At 34.7% G+C, this 17,406-nt stretch carries 14 protein-coding genes; 12 read left to right on the plus strand and 2 right to left on the minus strand.

What is annotated here, in order from left to right:
* Positions 1–83: 83 nt before the first annotated feature.
* From ACXGSQ_RS12990 to scpA, 8 genes are all read left to right on the plus strand, one after another.
* Positions 84–1,913, plus strand: a complete 1,830-nt coding sequence (locus tag ACXGSQ_RS12990; RefSeq protein WP_458626584.1) for a monovalent cation:proton antiporter-2 (CPA2) family protein — start codon at positions 84–86, stop codon at positions 1,911–1,913.
* Between the two features lie 354 nt (positions 1,914–2,267).
* Positions 2,268–2,678 carry a methylmalonyl-CoA epimerase gene (mce, locus tag ACXGSQ_RS12995; RefSeq protein ID WP_458626585.1) on the plus strand — a complete coding sequence of 137 codons (411 nt, stop codon included), beginning with the start codon at positions 2,268–2,270 and terminating at the stop codon, positions 2,676–2,678.
* A 33-nt stretch (positions 2,679–2,711) separates the two neighbouring features.
* On the plus strand, positions 2,712–4,271 hold the full coding sequence (locus ACXGSQ_RS13000) for an acyl-CoA carboxylase subunit beta (protein WP_458626586.1): 1,560 nt from the start codon (positions 2,712–2,714) through the stop codon (positions 4,269–4,271).
* Positions 4,271–4,630 (plus strand): OadG family protein, encoded by a 360-nt coding sequence (locus ACXGSQ_RS13005; RefSeq protein WP_458626587.1) that lies wholly within the window; start codon positions 4,271–4,273, stop codon positions 4,628–4,630. The genes ACXGSQ_RS13000 and ACXGSQ_RS13005 overlap by 1 nt, the downstream gene beginning before the upstream one ends.
* A 92-nt stretch (positions 4,631–4,722) precedes the next feature.
* A complete protein-coding gene (locus ACXGSQ_RS13010) occupies positions 4,723–5,142 on the plus strand; it encodes an acyl-CoA carboxylase biotin carboxyl carrier protein subunit (RefSeq protein ID WP_458626588.1) in 420 nt (139 codons plus the stop codon).
* Positions 5,143–5,198: 56 nt separating this feature from the next.
* A complete protein-coding gene (locus ACXGSQ_RS13015; protein ID WP_458626589.1) occupies positions 5,199–6,521 on the plus strand; it encodes a sodium ion-translocating decarboxylase subunit beta in 1,323 nt (440 codons plus the stop codon).
* A 44-nt stretch (positions 6,522–6,565) separates the two neighbouring features.
* Positions 6,566–8,356 carry a methylmalonyl-CoA mutase family protein gene (locus ACXGSQ_RS13020; protein ID WP_458626590.1) on the plus strand — a complete coding sequence of 597 codons (1,791 nt, stop codon included), beginning with the start codon at positions 6,566–6,568 and terminating at the stop codon, positions 8,354–8,356.
* A gap of 5 nt (positions 8,357–8,361) precedes the next feature.
* Complete coding sequence (scpA, locus tag ACXGSQ_RS13025; RefSeq protein ID WP_458626591.1) at positions 8,362–10,494, plus strand: methylmalonyl-CoA mutase; 2,133 nt, start codon at positions 8,362–8,364, stop codon at positions 10,492–10,494.
* An 807-nt stretch (positions 10,495–11,301) separates the two neighbouring features.
* Here the strand turns inward: scpA and ACXGSQ_RS13030 are convergent.
* Both ACXGSQ_RS13030 and meaB read right to left on the minus strand, forming a co-directional pair.
* Positions 11,302–12,054 carry an acyl-[acyl-carrier-protein] thioesterase gene (locus ACXGSQ_RS13030; RefSeq protein ID WP_458626592.1) on the minus strand — a complete coding sequence of 251 codons (753 nt, stop codon included), beginning with the start codon at positions 12,052–12,054 and terminating at the stop codon, positions 11,302–11,304.
* Between the two features lie 16 nt (positions 12,055–12,070).
* Positions 12,071–13,075, minus strand: coding sequence for a methylmalonyl Co-A mutase-associated GTPase MeaB (gene meaB / locus ACXGSQ_RS13035; RefSeq protein ID WP_458626593.1), 1,005 nt, complete (start codon positions 13,073–13,075; stop codon positions 12,071–12,073).
* Positions 13,076–13,378: 303 nt separating this feature from the next.
* On the opposite strand from meaB, the gene ACXGSQ_RS13040 reads away from it, so the two are divergent.
* The 4 genes from ACXGSQ_RS13040 to ACXGSQ_RS13055 all read left to right on the plus strand — a co-directional run bounded on the left by ACXGSQ_RS13040 (position 13,379) and on the right by ACXGSQ_RS13055 (position 17,400).
* Positions 13,379–13,786 (plus strand): GNAT family N-acetyltransferase, encoded by a 408-nt coding sequence (locus ACXGSQ_RS13040; RefSeq protein WP_458626594.1) that lies wholly within the window; start codon positions 13,379–13,381, stop codon positions 13,784–13,786.
* A 420-nt stretch (positions 13,787–14,206) separates the two neighbouring features.
* A complete protein-coding gene (locus ACXGSQ_RS13045) occupies positions 14,207–14,683 on the plus strand; it encodes a hypothetical protein (RefSeq protein WP_458626595.1) in 477 nt (158 codons plus the stop codon).
* An 85-nt stretch (positions 14,684–14,768) separates the two neighbouring features.
* Positions 14,769–15,887, plus strand: coding sequence for a DUF6688 domain-containing protein (locus tag ACXGSQ_RS13050; RefSeq protein ID WP_458626596.1), 1,119 nt, complete (start codon positions 14,769–14,771; stop codon positions 15,885–15,887).
* Positions 15,888–16,071: 184 nt separating this feature from the next.
* Positions 16,072–17,400 (plus strand): TolC family protein, encoded by a 1,329-nt coding sequence (locus ACXGSQ_RS13055; RefSeq protein WP_458626597.1) that lies wholly within the window; start codon positions 16,072–16,074, stop codon positions 17,398–17,400.
* Positions 17,401–17,406 lie beyond the last annotated feature (6 nt).

A 17,406-nucleotide genomic window follows, 5' to 3' on the forward strand; every position in this document is an offset into this window, starting at 1 on the left:
TTTACGTAAATAGATCATGCTTATTATAGTTCTATTTCGCTGGCTTAACACATCGTAAAACACACTTTAAAGACCTTTAAAATATGACAGGAAGCTTACTCTTTGTAGCCATAATATTATTATCAAGCGCAATCATTTTTGTGTCAATTGCTAAGCGCTTAGGTTTAAGTTCTGTATTAGGGTATTTATTTGCGGGTGTTATAATCGGTCCTTTTGTATTAGGATATATAGGTGAAGAAGGGCAAGACATCATGCACTTTGCAGAATATGGAGTAGTAATTATGCTATTTTTAATCGGGCTAGAAATTGAACCAAAGAATTTCTGGAATATGCGTAAAACCATTTTAGGAATGGGGGGCATACAAGTTGGTGGCACCATGATGCTGTCCTACCTGCTATTTACAGCCTTTGGTTACGCATGGGAAGTCGCATTAGTGATTTCTATGGCTGTTGCACTATCCTCTACTGCAATAGCACTGCAAACCATAAAAGAGAAAGGATTAATGAAGACCACATCTGGTACTTCTTCATTTTCCATATTATTATTTCAAGATATCATTGTCATCTTTATGATTGGAGCCATACCCTTATTCTCTAATTCAGAATCGGTGACTTCTACCGCAAATCATGGAGACAACACTAATTTATTACATAGTTTACCAATAGGATTACAAACACTCGCTATTATTATATCTGTTGTTTTAATTATCATTATGGGGCGTTATTTAATTGTACCTATGTTGCGTAAGGTGGCAAAATCGGGAGTTAGAGAGCTCTTAATTGCAGCGGCCTTTTTAATTGTTTTTGGAATTTCATTTTTAATGGAATATGTTGGGTTAAGTCCGGCTTTAGGGGCCTTCTTAGGCGGCGTAGTCCTTTCTAATAGTGAATTTAAACACGAGTTAGAAAGCACATTAGAACCGTTTAAAAACCTAATGTTAGGCTTGTTCTTTATGGCTGTTGGAGCCTCTATTAATTTTATCGTCATTTCTAATAATCCATTATCTATTGGAGGTATTTTAATTACGGTTATCGTTATCAAAGCGGCTGTTTTATTTATAACAGGAATTATTTTCAAATTAAAAATTGATCAAAACTTATTACTAACCTTTAATTTATCTCAAATTGGAGAATTTGCATTTGTCTTACTTTCGTTTGCTTTTCAATCCAATATTTTAGAACAAGAACAATTAGACATCATGCTAGTTGTAACGGCCTTATCTATGGCAATTACACCTATTATTGGGATGATGAACGAACGCTTAATACTCCCAAAAATTGGAACAAAAGAATCCATTAAAAGACCCATGGATCATATTGCAAAGTCGCATAAAATTATTCTGGTTGGTTTTGGTCATTTTGGAAGTACTATTGGAAGGTTTTTGAGGTCCCATGGTGTAGAAGCCACAATCTTAGATCAAGATTCTAACCGTGTCGATTTTCTTAGAAAAATGGGATTCGAAGTCTATTATGGTGATGCTACCCGAATCGATTTACTCGAATCTGCAGGTATTGCTGAAGCTAAAATTTTAATCTGTGCTATCGACAATCCTGATGTTACTAAACAAATAGCAAAACGTGTTAAAGAAAAATACCCGCATATAGAATTAATGATTAGAGCAAAAAATAGATATGTTGCTTTTGAATTATTAAACATGGGAATAGATAATATATATCGTGAAACTCTAGAAACATCCTTAACGCTTGCAAGCGATGTATTGGCTAAAGTTGGTTTCCAAAAAGACACCTTAAAGCAACAAGTACAAAACTTTATTAAGTATGATGAAGAAAGTATAAGACGTTTGGCACCTGAATCTAAAAAAGATGACAGCTATATTTTTAAAGCACGACAAGAATTAGAACAACAAGACAAGCTTTTAAATGAAGATTTTAAAAGAGGCTTAGTCGATTAATAGCCACTAATCAAACTGTTTGGATAACACCTTACATCCTTATTTCTGCAATTACAAAGGCCTAATATTAGAGGTAACTCATTATCTTTTGAGTAACACAAATCCACATTAGTGCATAATTCTCAAAATTTACATCATAAAATTACGGACTTCATAAATCGTATAGCATCTCTAAATTTACCTACAAAACTTCATCATATCCCTACGTCTCATAAGTCCCTGATAACGCAAGTATCCAAGCGTTATGCCTATCTGCCTACACAAATTTATAAGCAAGGTCTCTGAAAATATGATATCAATCATATTATAAAAAATAGCCCTAAGCTAAATTTGTAGAAACAAAACATCGGAATTATGAATATTTCACATATCGAACATTTAGGGATTGCAGTTGAAAATTTAGAGGAAGCCATAAAATATTATGAGCAGGTATTAGGAATGAAATGCTATTCTGTAGAAGAGGTTGTTGATCAAAAGGTGAAGACAGCCTTTTTTTTAGTAGGAAATACCAAAATTGAATTATTAGAAAGCACCTCTCCAGATGGACCTATTGGAAAATTTATTGCTAAAAAAGGACAGGGTATACATCATATCGCATTTGCTGTAGATGATACTAACGATGCCTTAAAAACAGCAGCAGAACGCGGTGTAACTTTAATTGATAAAACATCCCGTAAAGGAGCTGAAGGTTTAGAAATTGGATTCTTACATCCAAAATCAACTTTAGGCGTACTTACAGAATTATGTGCAAAACCAAAGAACTGAATTAATAGAATTAGATAAGCAAAGGAAATAATTATGGCAAATCAAGATAAAATTAATGAGCTTATAGAAAAAAGAGCCAAAGCCAAGTTAGGAGGGGGAGAAAAACGAATTGACTCACAACATGCTAAAGGTAAATTAACAGCTCGTGAACGTATAGACATTCTTTTAGACGACGATAGTTTTGAAGAATTTGACATGTTTGTAACCCATAGAACAAAGTCTTTCGGATTAGACAAACAAATTTACCTCTCTGATGGTGTTGTTACAGGACATGGAACAATAGACGGACGAATAGTATATCTATTTGCTCAAGATTTTACAGTATTCGGTGGGTCTTTATCTGAAACTTATGCCTTAAAAATATGTAAGGTAATGGATATGGCAATGAAAATTGGAGTTCCTGTTATTGGGTTAAATGATTCTGGTGGTGCACGTATCCAAGAAGGTGTAAGATCATTGGCAGGTTATGCCGAAATCTTTCAACGTAATATTATGGCTTCTGGTGTGATTCCTCAAATTTCTTCCATTTTAGGCCCTTGTGCTGGTGGAGCGGTTTATTCACCGGCGTTAACGGACTTTACAATTATGACTGAAGATACAAGCTATATGTTTGTAACAGGTCCGAAAGTCGTGAAATCGGTGACAGGTGAAGTCGTGACGGCAGAACAACTAGGAGGTGCTAAAATCCATTCAACACGTTCTGGTGTGTCGCACTTTTTAGCAGAAAATGACGAGGAAAACTTATTATTAATTCGTAAGATATTGAGTTATATGCCTTCTAACAACTTAGAAGAAGCACCAATATTGAGTTGTAATGATCCTATTGACCGTTTAGAAGATGCTTTAAATGAAATTATTCCTGAAAACCCAAACCAACCTTATGACATTGTCGATGTGATTTCAATAATCACTGATAATGGGGAATTCACTGAAGTACATAGAAATTATGCTCGAAATATTTGTGTAGGTTTTGCCAGATTTAATGGTCACCCTGTTGGTATCGTTGCAAATCAACCTAAATTTTATGCTGGAGTTTTAGATATTGATGCGTCTAGAAAGGCTGCGCGATTTGTGCGTTTTTGTGATGCTTTTAATATTCCTATTGTAACCTTGGTGGACGTCCCTGGTTTCTTACCTGGAACAGGGCAAGAATACGGCGGAATTATATTACATGGTGCCAAATTATTATTTGCTTATGGAGAAGCTACCGTACCTAAAATCACTATTACCTTACGAAAATCTTACGGTGGAGCACACGATGTAATGAGCTGTAAACAATTAAGAGGTGATGTAAATTATGCATGGCCAACTGCAGAAATTGCTGTAATGGGTGCTAAAGGTGCTGTCGAAGTTTTAGAAGGTTCTAATATTAGAAAAATAGAAGACGATTCTGAAAAAGAAGATTACATCCAACAAAAAGAAGATGAATATACAGAGCGCTTTGCAAACCCGTATCAAGCCGCTAAGTATGGGTTTATCGACGATGTTATTGAACCGCGAAATACACGTTTCAGAATTATTAGAGCTTTAGAATTACTTAAGAATAAGAAAGATATAAATCCACCTAAAAAACACTCAAACATTCCATTATAATGATACAACCACTTTTATATACCGATCAAATAAGTGAAGGATACGTTATTCTAATAACCGGATTACTTATTGTCTTTGGCGCCTTAACAACTCTAGCTCTTTTCTTTAATTACGGATTACCTGTAATGCTTTATATGTACAAAGTTATAACCAAAGGAAAAGACAAAAAAATTAGCGAGATTAAGGTAAAAGAAGATCATGGTTTTACAGGAGAAATTTCAGCAGTCATTGGAGCTTCTGTACACATGTATTTAAGCGAACAGCATGACAATGAAAGCGCTATTTTAACAATTAAGCAAGTTAAAAAGACATATTCGCCTTGGAGTTCTAAGATATATGGAGTTCAAAATAGAATATAACAAATGAAACGCGCATGTTCTAAATATCATTACAAAAAAAACGATGTATTACGAACAGCATGTGACCATACAAACTCAATAAATACAAACACATGAAAAGTTATAAATTCAAAGTCAACGAAAACGGATATACGGTTAATATAAAGTCGCACGAAGATAATGTAATCAATTTAGAGGTTAATGGAACTTTATATGATGTCGTTATGGAAAAAGACATTAAGAAAACAAAAACACCAACCTTAGTACGTTCGGCATCAAAACAACCAGCAGCACCGTTACAAGTCACACCAAAATCTACAAAAACCAAAATTGTAGCACCAATACCTGGAGTCATTTTAGCCCTTAACGTAAACGTTGGTGATACCATCAAAGAGAATGATTTATTATTAGTTCTAGAGGCGATGAAAATGGAAAACAATATAATGGCCGAAAAATCTGGTGTCGTGGCATCCATTAACGTAACTGTAGGACAACAAGTGTTGCAAGATGCCGTATTGATTGAACTAGAATAGAACCTGTCAATAGCAGGTGACGCAACAGAAAATTAATCATTATTTAAAATTTAAAAATGAAGAAACTAATTATAATATTTAGTGCCATATCATTGCTGGTTTTAATGCGACCAGTACTGGGCTTAGGTGCCAATATAAACGCTATAGATCAGTCTTCTGCATCAACGACGCAAGTAGACAGTGACGAAGACCAAAGCATTGTCAACAAGGCCTTAGATGGCATAAAATCATTTTACAGTTATACCGGATTTGCTAATTCAACATCGGGAAATGTGATTATGATTATCATAGGAATCGTGTTTATCTATTTAGGAATTAAATTCGATTACGAACCTTTATTATTAATCCCTATTGGTGCAGGTGTTATACTGGGAAACATCCCTTTTGTCGCAGGAAACCAAACAGGTATTTATGAAACAGGTTCTGTTTTAAATTACCTCTATTTTGGTGTTGTCAAAGGGATTTATCCTCCACTTATTTTCTTAGGCATCGGAGCTATGACTGATTTTTCATCATTAATTGCAAATCCAAAACTTATGCTTTTAGGAGGTGCAGCGCAAATAGGAGTATTCGCAACGTTTTTAGGGGCCTTGTACTTAGGATTTAATCTGCCTGAAGCTGGCGCTATTGGTATTATCGGTGGTGCAGATGGACCAACAGCTATATTCCTATCATCTAAGCTGGCTAACGGAGTTAACTTAATGCCAGATGGTACAACCGTGAAAAACTTAATTGGCCCGATCGCTATTGCAGCTTATTCCTATATGGCCTTGGTTCCGGTAATTCAGCCACCATTAATGCGCCTTTTGATTTCCAAAAAAGACAGAAAAATTAAAATGAAACCACCTAGAGCAGTTACTCAAAAGGAAAAAATGATATTTCCTGTGGTAGCCTTAATATTAACCACATTTATCTCTCCAAGTGCATTGCCATTATTAGGAATGTTATTCTTTGGAAACCTATTAAAAGAATCTGGAAGAACAGAACGCTTAGCGGATACAGCAAGAACGAAATTGATTGATATTGTTACGATTTTATTAGGTGTAACCGTTGGGGCTTCAACACAGGCTGATATTTTTATTACAAAAGACTCTATGTTGATTTTTGGTCTTGGAGCCATATCATTTGTTATTGCAACTTGCGGTGGCTTATTATTTGCTAAATTTATGAACCTATTCTTAAAAGGAGATAATAAAATAAACCCTTTAATTGGTGCTGCTGGAGTTTCAGCCGTTCCTGATAGTGCTAGAGTTGTACACACAGAAGGCTTAAAGTCTGATCCAAGTAACTACTTATTAATGCACGCCATGGCACCAAATGTTTCTGGAGTTATTGGTTCTGCCATTGCAGCAGGTATTATATTGAGTTTCTTAGGATAACAACCTAAAAGAAGAATTAAATAACTTGAATAATAGTAATTATTATGAATAAGAAAAATAAACCACTCTTTTCCGAGTTTCCACCAGTAACAACCGAGCAGTGGATGGAAAGAGTGACAGCCGATTTAAAAGGTGCTGATTTTGATAAAAAACTCGTTTGGAAAAACCTGAACGGTATCAATATTCAACCTTGTTACAATAGTGAAGCGACCATCACACCACTAAAAAATACAGGAGAGAATTCTCAAACATTAGTAAATTATCGTACGGTTCCTGTTTGTTGTGCCGAAACCGGAAACGAATTAGCCATAAAAGCTATTGACGAAGGTATAAATGGTCTAATCTTCCAATTAACCGATACCGTTCCAGTCGCAGAACTTTTAAAAGGCATTGAGTTAAACACCATTACTGTGGCCTTTGAATTGAATCAAAATGCCACTACATTCATTAAAGATCTCGTAGCGTATGCTAAAGGAACAGACTTAAAGGGGTACATTAACACAGGTGTCATTTCTAACTATGTTACAACAGGTCAATTAGATGATAATCAAACTCAAAATATTGCGGACTTAGTAAAATTAACAGCTAATTTCCCGCACTTTAAAGCCATCACTATTTCTGGAACAGAATATTTAGATTCTGGTGCTAATCAAGTGCAAGAGATTGCTTATACCTTAAATGCAATAGTATTTTTAACCGAACAATTAAAAACTAAGGGTATTGCTATCCAAGATATTTTCAATAACTTAAATGTTCTTCTTGCCATTGGCTTAGAGTATTTTGTTGAAATCGGTAAGTTTAGAGCATTTAATAGTTTATTAGCTGAAATCGCCGCAAAATATGGGGTTACAGAATATGATAATACTATTACAGCAAAAACATCTATCTGGAGTAAATCAGTAACCGATGCAGAAACTAATTTACTGCGTTGCACCACTGAAGCCATGTCTGCCATATTAGGGAATGTAGATGGTGTTCTCATAGACCCTTATGATAAAGAATTCAAAAACCCTTCTGATTTCTCAAGTCGAATAGCAGGAAATATCACCACCATTTTAAGAGAGGAATCTTATTTTGGTAAAGTGTCTAATCCCGTTGATGGATCGTATTATATCGAAGAGGTGAGTTTTAAAATCGCAGAAAAAGCATTGGAATTATTCAAAGCTATTGAAGCTGAAGGCGGATTTTATAAAGCCTTTGAAAATGAAACCATTCAACAACAAATTGCTAAAATTCGTTTACAAAAGCTAAAACTTATTAGCCAACGCAGAACTCCAATGGTAGGGATAAACAAATATCCAAACCTTATGGAAACCATCGATTCTAGCTTACTTTCTAAAGGAGAATCAGCGAATCCCAAAGTATTAACACCAAGGAGAGCGTCATTAGAAATTGAAGCCATAAGAAGAACAACTGAAGAATTTGTTTCAGCCACAAACAAACGTCCAATAGTAGAATTGGCTAGTTATGGTAACTTAACAATGCGTAAAGCTAGAGCTGCATTTGCTTACGATTTTATTGGAGTTAGCGGTTATAATGTATTACAAGAAAAAAGCTTTGAAAGTGCTGAGCAAGCTGCAGAATTAAGTGCTAAATCAGATTCCGACGTTGTGGTAATGTGTAGTTCAGATGAAGATTATCACGAAACAGCATTAGCATTTATTAAAACATTTAGGGCTTTAAATGAGACTAAAGTCTTACTAATTGCAGGTGCACCAGCTCATATGAATGAATTAACTGAAGCTGGATTGGATGGATGCGTTAATATGAGATCTGATGTTATTGCTACGATTTCAAGCATTCAAAGTAAAGTTCAACAAACCATTAAATCTTAAGACGTATGCAACCCGATTTTTCAGATATACAACTAAACACAGCTGTTAAACAAACAGTTGCACCTTCAGAACGCCAAGATATTTGGAATACACCTGAAGGAATTCCTGTAAAAAAACAGTTTACAAAAGACGATATTGCACACGCAGAACATTTAAGTTTTTCGGCTGGTGTACCACCATTCTTAAGAGGACCTTATAGTGCCATGTATGCAATGCGACCATGGACGATAAGACAGTACGCAGGGTTTTCAACGGCAGAAGAGTCTAATGCTTTTTACAGAAGAAACTTAGCGGCAGGACAAAAAGGACTGTCTGTGGCATTTGATTTAGCAACGCACAGAGGTTATGATTCCGATCACCCACGCGTTACAGGTGATGTCGGTAAAGCAGGGGTAGCTATAGATTCTATTTTAGATATGGAAATCTTATTCGATCAGATTCCTTTAGATAAAATGTCGGTATCCATGACTATGAATGGAGCGGTATTACCAATTATGGCCTTTTATATTGCAGCAGCAAAAAAACAAGGGGTCCCTTTAAATCAACTTTCTGGGACTATTCAGAATGATATCCTAAAAGAATTCATGGTGCGTAATACTTACATTTACCCACCATTGCCATCTATGAAAATTATAGGTGATATTTTTGAATACACTACGCAAAACATGCCCAAATTCAATTCCATTTCTATTAGTGGTTACCACATGCAAGAAGCAGGTGCAACGGCAGATATTGAACTGGCTTATACCTTAGCCGATGGTATGGAATACATTAGAACCGGATTAAAATCGGGATTAAAAATCGATGAATTTGCACCGCGTTTGTCGTTCTTCTGGGCCGTAGGTATGAATCATTTTATGGAAATTGCCAAAATGCGTGCTGCACGTATGCTTTGGGCTAAAATCATAAAATCGTTCAACCCTAAAAACCCAAAATCTATGGCATTGCGTACGCATAGTCAAACATCGGGTTGGAGTCTAAGTGAACAAGATCCGTTTAATAATGTGGCACGAACCTGTATTGAAGCGATGGCTGCCACTTTAGGAGGTACGCAATCACTACATACCAACGCCTTAGACGAAGCTATTGCTTTACCTACAGATTTTTCCGCTAGGATTGCACGTAACACACAGATTTTTATTCAAGATGAAACACAAATGACTAAGGCTGTAGATCCTTGGGCTGGTTCGTATTATGTGGAATATTTAACCCAAGAAATTGCAAAAAAAGCTTGGAAACTCATTGAAGAAGTTGAAGAATTAGGTGGTATGGCAAAAGCCATTGAAACCGGAGTACCTAAACTACGTATTGAAGAAGCGTCTGCTCGTAAACAAGCACGTTTAGATTCTGGTCAAGATATTTTAGTTGGTGTCAACAAATTCAAAACAACGGAAAAATCAAATATTGAAATTTTAGATATTGATAATACAGCGGTTAGAGATTCTCAAATTGCACGTTTAAATAAAATGAAAGCAGAACGAAATGCTGAAGTAGTTGCTGCTAATTTAAAAGCCTTAGAAGATTGTGCAGGTGGGGGTGAAGGTAATTTATTAGAGCTAGCCGTTGAAGCAGCTGAAAATTTTGCTACTTTAGGCGAAATATCAGATGCTTTAGAGGTTCATTTTGGAAGACATAAAGCAGATACTAAATTAATTAGTGGCGTGTACGGAAAAGAAGTAGATAACGATAGTACCTTTGTAAAAGCACAGCAACTAGCTGATAAATTTGCGGAAATTGAAGGGCGTAGACCAAGAGTTATGATTGCAAAAATGGGCCAAGATGGACATGATAGAGGTGCCAAAGTAGTGGCTTCTAGTTTTGCAGATTTAGGTTTCGATGTGGATATGGGATCATTATTCCAAACACCAGAAGAAGTGGCAAAACAAGCCATAGAAAATGATGTGCATTTTATTGGAGCTTCAAGCTTAGCTGCTGGACATAAAACTTTAATACCACAATTAATAGGTGAATTAGAAAAATTAGGTCGACCAGATATTATGGTTTTTGCAGGTGGTGTGATACCTGCTCAAGATTATGATTTTCTATTAGAGCGCAAAGTCGTAGCCATTTTTGGCCCTGGTACCGTGATTTCTGAATCGGCAATAACCATTATGGAAAAATATTTAGAACAAGAATAAGTTCAAATTAAAAAGATAAAAGCTCAAACATTAAATGGTTTGGGCTTTTTTTTTATAAAACGACTTCTCATAAAACCAATCCTAAAAAGCCGCATAAACTGAATAATCTACATAATCTACACAATCCTCGGGACCGTAAAAACATTTAAATTTCTCCCCTCTACATCAAACTAGGAAAAGTTACAAAAACCAGAACAATTCACAAGAACATAAATTTCTGGGTAATCTGCATAATCTGCGGGAGCACATTAAGACAGGCATAAAAATCTGTAAAAACATCCACAATCCTCGGGATCGTAAAAACATTTAAATTTCTCCCCTCTACATCAAACTAGGAAAAGTTACAAAAACCAGAACAATTCACAAGAACATAAATTTCTGGGTAATCTGCATAATCTGCGGGAGCACATTGAGACAGGCATAAAAATCTGTAAAAACATCCACAATCCTCGGGATCGTAAAAATATTTAAATTTCTCCCCTCTACATCAAACTAGGAAAAGTTACAAAAACCAGAACAATTCACAAGAGCATAAATTTCTGGGTAATCTGCACAATCTGCGGGAGCACATTGAGACAGGCATAAAAATCTGTAAAAACATCCACAATCCTCGGGACCGTAAAAACATTTAAATTTCTCCCCTCTACATCAAACTAGGAAAAGTTACCAAAACCAGAACAATTCACAAGAACATAAATTTCTGGGTAATCTGCATAATCTGCGGGAGCACATTAAGACAGGCATAAAAATCTGTAAAAACACCCACAATCCGTAGGAGAATAAAAACACAAGCTAACTCAACCAACATCAATATCCCTTCCAAACCGTATGAGCAGTAGCACAAATCTTATCACTACCTTCAATTGTTATAGTATGCTGAAAAGCCTGCTCCGTTCCAAGTGTCTTGGTTAAAGACAATACTGTATCTCCATACTGCGCCTCAGCAATAAAACGACCATCAATTTTATGCAAAAAACATCGATCTACAATATCTTCAGGAATAGATTCAATAGCCCATTGTAAATATCTAATATTATTAACATGCTTATTCATATCTGTATCAAACCGGTTGACTCTAAATTTCTCGATATAGTCTGCAGAATCAACAGCATGAATCTTCTTCTTAATATCATGGTCAATCGAGGAACTATTGAAAAACGACCATTGTTCTTTAATAGCATTAAAAATAGGAACAGGTCTTCGTTTTTCGATATCAAAGAATACCCACAAGCCTTTAGCCCGTCCTATAATAGTTTGCTTTTCATCAAAAATGATATTCTCTCTAAAACCTTTAATAGACGAGTAATTAGACAACCAAGTTCTAATGGTAATTTTCTCTTTATAACTAGGATAACGGTCCATTTGCAAAACTCCAGAGACTAATACCCAACCCACATTCCTTTTTAAAAGGTCAAATAAACTATGATTAATAGCATAACAATGATCAGCAGCAGTTTCTTCCAGTAAGCCTAGTATTATTGTAGGAGTAGCTAGACCTAATTTGTTCATTTCAAAATATCGTAATTCAAATTGTTGGTCGAAATAATTATCAAACTTCATTTTGAATAGCGATTAGTTAAAATGACTTTTTAAATTTCTCAATGATTTGTTGTGCTGCCTTAACAGGAGATATTTCGGACGCTATAACATCCTGTTCTAATATGGATAGTTCATTCTTAATATCTTTTGAATGATAAAACAACTGTTTTAATTCTTCATTAATATTATTATACATCCATTTGATTTGTTGATGGGTTCTGTTTTTTAAGAAGTAGCCATTAGCATCAACAAGTTGTTTATATTTCAAAATCTCATCCCAAACATTAGAGATTCCGATATTCTTAATAGCAGAAGCGGTACTAACCACAGGACTCCATTCAGATTCTGATAACGGAAAAATATGTAGCGCATTTTGATATTGCCGTTTAGCAATGTTGCTCTTGGTTATATTATCTCCATCCGCTTTATTAATCACCACCATATCTGCCATTTCCATGATGCCTTTTTTAATTCCTTGTAATTCATCACCAGCACCAGCCAGCATCAATAATAAGAAAAAATCCGTCATGCCGTGAACGGCTGTTTCCGATTGTCCAACCCCAACCGTTTCTATTAAAATAACATCGTACCCAGCAGCTTCGCAAAGCAACATAGTTTCCCCTGTTTTATTAGCGACACCTCCCAAGGTATCACCAGAGGCGGAAGGTCTGATATAGGCTTCTTGCAAATTAGCCAATTCTTCCATTCGGGTTTTGTCTCCTAAAATACTTCCCTTAGAACGCTGACTACTTGGATCTATAGATAAAATAGCGACTCTATGACCTTTTTTTACTAAATGCAACCCAAAGGCTTCTATAAAGGTGCTTTTTCCAACCCCTGGAACCCCTGTAATACCTATACGAATTGATTTTCCCGAACTTGGTAAAATCTCTTGTACAATATCTTTGGCTAATCGTTTATCGCTTTCCAAATTACTTTCTATAACCGTAATTGCTCTAGAAAGAATAACGCGATCACCAGCTAATATCCCATCGATATAAGTCTGTGGAGTTAGTCTGTTTTTGGGTTTATAGTTTTTCATTATTCTATAAGAAAGCTAAGATTATTTATAGGGTTCACCAACTTTAACAAAGATACTGATAATGCAAAAAATAGCATAGAATAATAAGGCTTTTTAAAGCAGTATTTTCTAATGAATCTCTTGTAAAAACGTAACGAGATGACATCAATATAAGCGAAGTAGAAAAGGAGTGCGACCAACAGAAACAAAAGTTACACATACCAACACTAAACCAAATTCAATCTTAAGATGTATTACTGATTCAATTTGGTTTTTAATGATTAATTTAAGTGCATAAATAAAAGCACCAAAAATATAATAAGGATGATAACATACCAAGTAGAACATAATTTGTCATCAGAAGAGTTTAAAGAAGTACTCGTAAAATCAACACTTGGCGAACGGAGGCCTATAGACGATTCTGAAAGGCTAAAAACGATGATAAAAAATGCTGACTTAGTTATTACGGCTAGAGACCATAATAAACTTATAGGTGTTTCTAGATCTGTTACAGACTTTGTTTACTGCTGTTATCTTTCAGATTTAGCCGTAGATAAAGCATATCAAAAACTTGGAATAGGAAGGGAACTCATTAAACAAACTAAGCAAAAAACACCAAAAGCAACGCTTATTTTATTAGCTGCACCAGCGGCTGAAACATATTATCCACACATAGGCATGAAGCAAACAGAAGTTTGTTTTTTATTGAAGGATCTAAACGATTTGAGATAATGAATTTTAAAAAGACCACACAATACCCCAATTGCCTATGAGGATTTTAAAGCGAATTTTAAATTATATTAGTACGACTCTGATAGCTTTATTGCTTGCGTTTGCTTATATGCGAATTATTTTAGGTTCCAAATCAAATAATACGGATTGGCTTGCTAAATTATCTCATATTATTTATGACTTAGCATTTGTTTATGCTAGTCTTATCTTAGGAAGCATAATTGCAGTCCTATACATTTTAATAGACATAGTTTACGCTAACAATAAATTAAAAAGCAATGTCAACGCTACAAGGATTCGTTTGTTAATACTTGTAGGTTTAGCCGTATCCGTCACAGTAACACATTATGTACTAGAAAAGATAATTGATATAATATAAAGCGTTAACCCAAATTTGAAAATATAAATACCACAATCCATATGAAGAATCTATTTATAATACTAATGCTAATACTTGTACCAAGTCATGATAAACCTGTTGCTTTAAAAAATGATGACATCATAAAAAACGTCTTATACAAAGGCACCTTAAACGAGAAGATTAATATACAACTCTACATCAATGAACAAGAACATCCTTGTGGCGGCAATAAAACCATTATAAATGCAATGTATAAGTACGACAAGCAAGATCAATGGATATTGTTAAGTGTCACAACTGATAGCCAACACACCAATTACGCAATGATTGAAGATCGTTTTACAGGAGCTTTGTTTTTAGAAAACCATCAAAATCGTCTCAAAGGAGTATGGCTCAGTCCAGATGCCAAAAAACAATTTAAAGTAGAATTAGAAAATCAATTATTAGACCTCAAATTTGCAGCAGACCACACAATTATTGAAGAATTAGACGCGATCCTTTTTGACGACTTAATCTATAGCAAAAATGACTGTTAACCTCCGATAAGCACACACAATTATTACATGTTTTAACAGCTTGTATTTCTTTAACCAAAACGTCTAATAAAATAAAACCATGTCTATGCTTCCAATGTTTCTAATCATAGTAATTCCCTTTTGCTTTGTCCTTTTCAATGGCTTCTTTTACGCTATTAAAGGCAGAATAAAAACAAGGGAAAACGGATTCAAAGTAATTCAATTATGGACCGTTGTGCTCGTTCCTGCATTTTTCATAGCTATCTTTGATGTAGCTGAAACAAACGATTGCTGTACCGATAGCGCCGTGTTTTCACCCGATCATAGAATAGGGGTGTATATCTTACTTATGGCCTATACCGTGTGCTATAGTATATCAATCTTCAAAAAACGAGTTTTACCACCGTTAGCTGAACTTATTTTAAATGCATTTTTAATATTGGGGTTAATCATCAATGTGCTCTTGTGTTTCCACATTCATAACATGGAACTAGGAATGTTTATGTGGATTTTTGGCAACATACCTATCATCTTATTACTCCTCATAGAACTAGATAAAAATCAAAAAATCATCAAGCAACATATAGAGCAACATAAATTAGAATCTCACCATACTATTGGAAGATTCTGCATTGCCGTTTTAAAACTAAAACCGATTTATAAATACCCTATCTTAACTCTCATTTTGGTTCCAGTACTCATAGTACTGTCTTTAATTCTTTTAATTTTTGGACAGAAACCAGACAGCTTAATTAGTGCCTTTACCCAAACTTATAAACATGGCTTTTCTCAATTAGATTATATGTGCGATAACGTTGAATGTGGTGGGCATTTTTTATGCTCCGTTGGAGCAAATGGTCATAAAAAAATAGTAAAACCAATTCGATATGGCGAACGTAATGGAAATAAAATCATTTGCAATAGACAATTATTAATCGCTAATGCCTTTGAAGATTTAGTACAAGACAGATACCCTAACGCACATAAAATCATTAGGAAAGCTTATAACAAAGTTGGAGGTCAAATTCATAAGCACTACCATATATTCAATATAAAATGGATTTCTGATGGGATTTATATACTTATGAAACCTTTAGAACTAGTATTCTTAGCTATCCTTTACACCTTCGATAAATATCCTGAAAATCGCATAGCCATACAGTATTTAAGTAAAACAGATAAACAAAACATAAAGACTATAAAAACTATATCTGGTAAACCATAGTTAACATTAAATCAGACTTTGAAAGCCAATAATTACAAATTAAATGACTAAATTCAATTCTGGTGAAAAACCTCATCGATAAAATACCTCAATTCATATAGTGAATTAGCGCAAACGTCTATCGCTTTATATTAAGATAGGATATCGTTTCATCTTTGTAGTGTAAAATCAAATACACTCAAATATGAAACGTTTTTTTATCATCATAATACTACTAATAACTCAGGTAATTGTAGCGCAAGAAAACAATTCTGAAACATCTAAACTTTGGACTTTAGAAGATTGTCTTCAGTATGCTTTAGAAAATAATATCACCATAAAGGATGCGGCTTTAAATTACGAGCAAGCCACTGTAGATTACAGTAAAGCAAAATCATCGAGATTACCAAACCTCTACGGTACAGCCTCTGAAACATTTTCTAATGGAAATTCTATTGATCCAATTACAAGCGATTATGTTACCGATCAAATCTACAGTACTAACCTTAGTCTTAATAGTTCTGTGACCTTATTTCAGGGGAACCAGATTAATAATCAAATCGCGCAAAACAAATTATTACTAAATCAGAGTGAGTTGTTTGCCCAAGAAACTAAAAACAACATCATCTTAAGCATCTTAGAAAATTATTTGCAAATCTTATATGCTAAAGAAGGAATTACTATTGCTGAAAACAACTTAATAGCTTCAGAAAAAGAAGTCGAACGTGCTAAAGCAAGATTAGATGCAGGAACAATTGCCTTAAGCGATTACACCGAAGCACAGAGTCAAGCTGCAACGAACAGATATGCGATTATTACAGCTAAAAACACTTACCAGCAATACATTATCGCTCTAAAACAATTACTAGAGTTAAATCCTACCCAAGATATCGAAATCGAAACCTTAAGCAACGATGTCGACTACATTACACTAGAGCTCGATAAAGTGGCTATATACAATAAAGCACTAGGTATTTTACCAGAAATTGATGCGAGTAAGATAGGAGTAGAGGTCAGCAAAAAAGAGTTAGACATTGCTCAAGGAGCATATTTACCAACCTTATCACTGGTGAGCAGTTTGGGATCGGGCTATACAAGTGTTAATGATAATAACTTTTCTGATCAGTTTAATGTAAATTTTAATCAACGTCTTGGACTGTCATTAAACATTCCCATATTTAACAGAAACCAGACCAAAGCAGCAGTACAATCGGCACAAATCAATATAGAAAAAGCACAGATTAATCAGCAATTAATCGAAAAAGAGGTCTATAAGAAAGTAGAAACGGCTTATCAAAACGCTGTATCTGCACAAGAACAACTCATAGCCGCAGAAGCTTCTAAAACAGCCGCAGAACAATCGTATAAACTAGCGCAAAAGAAATACGAATTAGGCGGTTTAAGCACTACTGATTTAGTGATAAGTCAAAACACATTTACCAATGCGCAACAAAACTATTTACAAGCTAAATATTTAAGCATTCTATATCATCAATTATTACAATTTTATCAAGGAAACACTATTAAACTTTAATAAAAA

The organism is Winogradskyella sp. PC D3.3, assembly GCF_054366245.1.

Coding starts and splice junctions, on each gene's coding strand:
- ACXGSQ_RS12990 (WP_458626584.1), top strand. CDS start 84: ATGACAGGAAGCTTACTCTTTGTAGCCATAATATTATTATCAAGCGCA.
- mce (WP_458626585.1), top strand. CDS start 2,268: ATGAATATTTCACATATCGAACATTTAGGGATTGCAGTTGAAAATTTA.
- ACXGSQ_RS13000 (WP_458626586.1), top strand. CDS start 2,712: ATGGCAAATCAAGATAAAATTAATGAGCTTATAGAAAAAAGAGCCAAA.
- ACXGSQ_RS13005 (WP_458626587.1), top strand. CDS start 4,271: ATGATACAACCACTTTTATATACCGATCAAATAAGTGAAGGATACGTT.
- ACXGSQ_RS13010 (WP_458626588.1), top strand. CDS start 4,723: ATGAAAAGTTATAAATTCAAAGTCAACGAAAACGGATATACGGTTAAT.
- ACXGSQ_RS13015 (WP_458626589.1), top strand. CDS start 5,199: ATGAAGAAACTAATTATAATATTTAGTGCCATATCATTGCTGGTTTTA.
- ACXGSQ_RS13020 (WP_458626590.1), top strand. CDS start 6,566: ATGAATAAGAAAAATAAACCACTCTTTTCCGAGTTTCCACCAGTAACA.
- scpA (WP_458626591.1), top strand. CDS start 8,362: ATGCAACCCGATTTTTCAGATATACAACTAAACACAGCTGTTAAACAA.
- ACXGSQ_RS13030 (WP_458626592.1), bottom strand. CDS start 12,054: ATGAAGTTTGATAATTATTTCGACCAACAATTTGAATTACGATATTTT.
- meaB (WP_458626593.1), bottom strand. CDS start 13,075: ATGAAAAACTATAAACCCAAAAACAGACTAACTCCACAGACTTATATC.
- ACXGSQ_RS13040 (WP_458626594.1), top strand. CDS start 13,379: ATGATAACATACCAAGTAGAACATAATTTGTCATCAGAAGAGTTTAAA.
- ACXGSQ_RS13045 (WP_458626595.1), top strand. CDS start 14,207: ATGAAGAATCTATTTATAATACTAATGCTAATACTTGTACCAAGTCAT.
- ACXGSQ_RS13050 (WP_458626596.1), top strand. CDS start 14,769: ATGCTTCCAATGTTTCTAATCATAGTAATTCCCTTTTGCTTTGTCCTT.
- ACXGSQ_RS13055 (WP_458626597.1), top strand. CDS start 16,072: ATGAAACGTTTTTTTATCATCATAATACTACTAATAACTCAGGTAATT.